The sequence below is a fragment of the Rhodopseudomonas sp. B29 genome (assembly GCF_000333455.1).
In the GTDB taxonomy this organism is placed as follows: domain Bacteria; phylum Pseudomonadota; class Alphaproteobacteria; order Rhizobiales; family Xanthobacteraceae; genus Rhodopseudomonas.
In genome coordinates, this window is sequence record NZ_BADD01000218.1 from 1 (window position 1) to 4,928 (window position 4,928).

General features: G+C 66.1%; 5 protein-coding genes. 1 reads left to right on the forward strand and 4 read right to left on the reverse strand.

The genetic code is table 11. The features are described 5' to 3' along the window. From I5M_RS07705 to I5M_RS07720, 4 genes are all read right to left on the reverse strand, one after another. The coding region (locus I5M_RS07705) for a xanthine dehydrogenase family protein molybdopterin-binding subunit (protein WP_022720870.1) at positions 1-2,243 on the reverse strand (2,243 nt) is incomplete at its 3' end. After that, the gene (locus tag I5M_RS07710; RefSeq protein WP_022720871.1) at positions 2,240-2,839 is read right to left on the reverse strand and encodes a (2Fe-2S)-binding protein; all 600 of its coding nucleotides are present in this window, start codon (positions 2,837-2,839) and stop codon (positions 2,240-2,242) included. The genes I5M_RS07710 and I5M_RS07705, both read right to left, overlap by 4 nt. Next, positions 2,836-3,729, reverse strand: coding sequence for a xanthine dehydrogenase family protein subunit M (locus I5M_RS07715; protein WP_022720872.1), 894 nt, complete (start codon positions 3,727-3,729; stop codon positions 2,836-2,838). The genes I5M_RS07710 and I5M_RS07715 overlap by 4 nt, the downstream gene beginning before the upstream one ends. Positions 3,730-3,775: 46 nt before the next feature. Next, entirely contained in the window at positions 3,776-4,099 is a 324-nt protein-coding gene (locus I5M_RS07720) for an NIPSNAP family protein (protein ID WP_031335798.1), read from the reverse strand. Positions 4,100-4,329: 230 nt separating this feature from the next. Here I5M_RS07720 and I5M_RS07725 point away from each other — a divergent pair, with 230 nt between their 5' ends. Beyond that, positions 4,330-4,923, forward strand: coding sequence for an aminotransferase class I/II-fold pyridoxal phosphate-dependent enzyme (locus I5M_RS07725; protein WP_159103980.1), 594 nt, complete (start codon positions 4,330-4,332; stop codon positions 4,921-4,923). The last annotated feature ends 5 nt before the right edge of the window (positions 4,924-4,928 follow it).

A 4,928-nucleotide genomic window follows, 5' to 3' on the forward strand; every position in this document is an offset into this window, starting at 1 on the left:
TCCGAGCCTTCTGGCGAAACGGTGAACGGCGAGGGCGTGCAGTGGTGCACGATCTCGACCTTGGGAATTTCGTGGGAGGAGGGCAGCAGATAGTCCATGAAGCTCTGGGTGAGTAGCTGACCCTCGGCGTCGTAGGCGAACTCTTCGAGCAGCGCCGCGCCGATGCCGTGGGCGATGCCGCCGAGCGTCATGCCCTTGACGATGTGCGGGTTGATCACCACGCCGCAATCGTGGCCGATGACGTACTTGCGGATTTCCGGCTTGGCGATCTCCGGATCGAACGCGATGAGTACGAGGTGAAACTCGAACGAGTGGCAGGGATACATCTGCACCCGGCCGTTCTCCGGCAGCTTGGTGGCCGTCGGCACCTGCATCACATGCGTGGTTTCGAGGCCGGGGTTCATGCCCTCGGGCAGGTTGTGAAACTGCCGGTGGCCGATATTGACGATCTCGGCCCAGCTCAGCTTGCGGTCGGACTTCGGATCCGACACGCCGCCTTGCGCGTAGACGATGTCGTCGGCGCCGAGGCCGAACTGATGCGCGCCGATCTGCTTCAGCTTGGTCTTCAGCTTCTCGGCGGCGTGATAACAGGCGCCGCCCAGCATGATCGCCATGCGGCTGCCGACCGGCGAGTTCGACGGCAGGCAGGCCAGCGAATCCGGCCGCACCACGCGGATCAGGTCGGGATCGATCTCCAGCACCTCGCCGACCACGGTCGCAGCCAGCGTCTCGTGGCCCTGGCCGGCCGAAGTGGTGTGGATGGTGACGGTGACGAAACCGAGCGCATCGACATTGATGCGACAGGAGTCCATCCAGGTCGAAGTGGTGTTCTTCTCGTTGAGCAGCGGCTCGAACGATGAATTGCCGCCGCTCGGCTCCAGGCAGGCGGCGATGCCGATGCCGGCCATCAGGCCCGAGGCCCGTAGCGCGTCGCGCTCCTTCACCAGTGCGGCGTAGTCGGCGCTCGCCGTCACCTTGTCGGCCACGGCGTGATAATCGCCGCTGTCGTAGGTGGTGCCGCTCGGGATCAGATAGGGAAATTCATCGTGGCGGATGAAGTTGCGGCGGCGGATCTCGATGCGGTCGAGGCCGACCGCTGCGGCGACCTTGTCGATCGCGGTTTCGATCGCGTAGTTGGTCGGCGCCTGGCCGAAGCCGCGCACCGCTTCCTGCGCGGTCTTGTTCGACAGCACCGCCATTGCCCGGTACTGCACGCTCTCGATCTTGTAGGGACCGACGATGGCGCCGATCGGCTTGCCGAGCTGGAACGGCGAGCGGCCCGCATAGGCGCCGACATTGTCCAGCGCCCGCATCTTCATCGACTTGACGATGCCGTCGTCGTTGAACGCGACCTCGACATCGAACAGCCGCTCCGGGCCGTGGGCATCGCCGGCGCGCATGTTCTCGAGCCGGTCCTCGATCAGCCGAACAGGGCGATTGAGCACGCGCGACAGATGCGCGGCCAGCACGGTCTGCTTGATACCGCGCTTGACGCCGTAGCTGCCGCCGACATCGACATCCTGATGGACGCGGACATTGTTGGCGGGAATTCGCAGCGCGCGGGCGATCTGATCCGGATACTTCGGCATCTGGATCGAGGCCCAGACGTCGAGCATCTCGCGCCAGGCGTCCCAGCGCGCCACGACGCCGAAGGTCTCGATCGGCACCGTCGAGTTGCGGCCCCATTTGACGCGGAACGACAGATGCCGCTGGCTCTCGGCGAAATGCTTGTCGACCTCGCCCCACACGAAGGTGCGGTCGAGCAGCACGTTGGTGCCGTGCTCGGGATGCACCTTTGGGCTTGCATCGGTCGCGGCTTCTTCGGCGTCGATGACGTAAGGCAGCGGCTCGTACGTGACGCGCACCTTTTCGGCGGCGTCCTCGGCCTGCGCGCGGCTCTCGGCCACCACGGCCACGACCCACTCGCCGGCGTAGCGGACCTGGCCGACCGCGAGCGGAAAGCGGCGCACCTTCGGCGTATCGAGTCCGTTCATCAGCGGATCGACCGCATGAACCAGCTCTTCGCCGGTGAGGACGCGCACCACGCCCGGCATCGCCAGCGCCGCAGCGCTGTCGATCTTCGCAATTTTTGCGGCCGGATATTGCGAGGCGACCAGCGCGACATGCAGCATGCCGTCGAGCGTGATGTCAGCGACATAGCGGCCGTGGCCGGCGACGAAGCGGCGATCCTCACGGACGCGGCGGTTCGACGAAACGAATTTCAGCGGCAGCGGCAGATTCACGAGCGGCCTCCGTGCGGCGTGTCGGCTTCGGCGGCTTCGAGCACGCCCTGCTGCGGCGCGTCGGTGGCGGCGGCCGGATCGACATGCGGCTGATTGGCGTCGCTACCCGTCAGGTCGCGCGGCGCGTTGGCCTTGCGCAGCCGGTCGGCGGCGAACTCGATGGCTTCGACGATCTGGCCGTAGCCGGTGCAGCGGCAGATGTTGCCGGAGATCGCATCGACGATGTCGTCGCGGCTCGGGTCGGGATTGCGCTGCAGCAGCGCATGGCCGGTCAGGATCATGCCGGGCGTGCAATAGCCGCACTGCAGGCCGTGGGTTTCGCAGAACGCGTCCTGCACCACGCTGAGTTCGCCCGGCGCCGGCGCCAGGCCTTCGATCGTGGTGATCTCATAGCCGTCGGCCTGCACGGCGAAGATCAGGCAGGAGCGCACCGGATCGCCGTCGAGCAGCACCGTGCAGGCGCCGCAGACGCCGTGCTCGCAGCCGGCGTGGCTGCCGACCAGGCCGAGATCGTCGCGCAGCGCATCGAGCAGCGTCTTGCGCGGCTCGACATCGATCGTCGTGGTGCGGCCGTTGACCTTGAGAGTCGCCTTCATGCGTGATGTCCGCTGTTGGGCCGCGCGTCGCCGCGCGCATCCGCCATGGCGTCCTGGAGTGCGCGGGTGCCGAGCGTGACGGCGACGCGCATGCGATAGTCTGCGGTGGCGTGCAGATCGGAGGTCGGCTCGAGCACGGTCGTCGCGGCCGCGACGATGTCGCGGAGCTTCGCGCTGTCGGCGCGCTCGCCGATCAATCCATCGACATCAAGCCGGATAGCGCGATCACCGACGCCGCCGATGCCGAGCGCCGCGGCGATGCAGCGGCCGTCGTCGTCGAGCGCAACCTGCGCGGCCGCGGCCACGAAAGCGAAGTCGGATTTGCGCGCGCTGACTTCATGGAAGCCGGTGCCGACATGGGCCTGCTGCCAGATCGGGAAGCGCACCGCCGTGACGCAATCGCCCGGCATCACCGAGGTCAGCATCGGTCCGATGAAGAAGTCATCGGCCGGCATGCTGGAGGCGCCGTCCGGATTGGTGATGTCGATCTGCGCGCCCAGCGTCACCGCGACCAGCGGAATTTCGGCGGAGGGATCGGCGTTGGCGACAGAGCCGCCGACGGTGCCGCGCGTGCGTGTCGGCAGATGGCCGACCCAGGGCAGCGCGCGGGCCAACAATGGAAGCGAGTCCGCGACCTGCTTGCTGCGCTCGGCGTGCATCTGCCGGGTCGTCGCGCCAATCACCAGCGCGTCGCCCTCGAGGCGGATGCCGCTGAGTTCGGGCAGGCGATAGATGTCGATCAGCACCGCGGGCCGCGCCAGTCGCATTGCCAGCATCGGCACCAGCGTCTGGCCGCCGGCAATCAGGCGGGCGTCTTCGTCCGCTGCCAGCAGTTCACAGGCGTGAGCGACCGAGTCCGGCCTGACATAATCGAATGGGGCTGGCTTCATCGAACGCCCTTTACGCGGTGGGATCTCATCCGGTGCATGCGCCGGTTCAGCCGAGCAGCAGTCCGGCGACGGCCGGCGACAGCACCGAGACGGTCTGGTTTTTCAGCAGCGGCCCATCGGTTTCCGACTCCGCCTTGATGGCGCGCCATTCCTGGTCGGCGCCGAACGCGGCCCATGCCTTGGTGCGGTCGTCCTCGGATTTGAAGCGGGTGAGATAGGTCAGACGGCCGTCTTCGGCGGGGGCTTCGAACACGCCGAGCAGCTCGATGCCGTGGCGCGGCAACCGCGGGACCACATGCTGCTTGAAGCGCGCCCGCATGGCCGCGGCCTTGCCTTCGACGGCCTCATAGACGCGAATTTCGTAGATCACGCGTTTCACTCCCGGTTTTATTGTTGGGACAATTGCTAAGATCGCACTAGATCAATGTCAAACTTATTCTAGGTCAATCACCCGTGAAATCATCATTGCAGTGCAGCAATAAGGTCATTCTGCACTGATACACTGAGGAATTCCTGGTTTTTGGCGGGTGGCGGCAAGTCGGATTGAAACAATTTGCGAATTGTACTACTCCGAGGGATCGATTCACTCGGAAGGTGCTCGTGGCCGCGAAATCGCAAATCGAATGGTGCCCGTCGCTCGCTGCCAGCGAGGCGCCGCGATATCTGGCTTTCGTGCAGGCGCTCGAGAACGACATCTCGTCCGGTGCGCTCAAGCCGGGCACGCGGCTGCTGCCCCAGCGCGACATGGCGGTGCGGCTCGGCTTCAGCCTCGGCACCATCTCCAAGGCCTATGCGGAAGCCGAAGCACGCGGTCTGATCTCGGGCGAGGTCGGGCGCGGCACCTTCGTGCAGCGCCGCCAGTCGTCCGGCGCCGGCAGCAATCAGACGCCGGCCTCGATGAATCTCGCGCTCAATGTGCCGCCGCCGACCGGCGAGGCTGAGGTCATCGCCCAGGTGCTCGAGGACATCGTGTCCGACGGCGCGCTGCAGCCGCTGCTCGGCTATCTGCCACACCAGGGGCTGCCGCAGCATCGCGCCGCGATGGCGCGGTGGTTCGCCGAGCTTGGTATCAAGACCGACGTCGATCAGTTGTTCATCACCAATGGCGGCCAGCATGGCCTGTCTATCGCGCTCGGCATGACGGCCTCCGCCAAGGATTTCGTGCTCACCGAGCGATTCTCGATTCGGGCATGATCGCG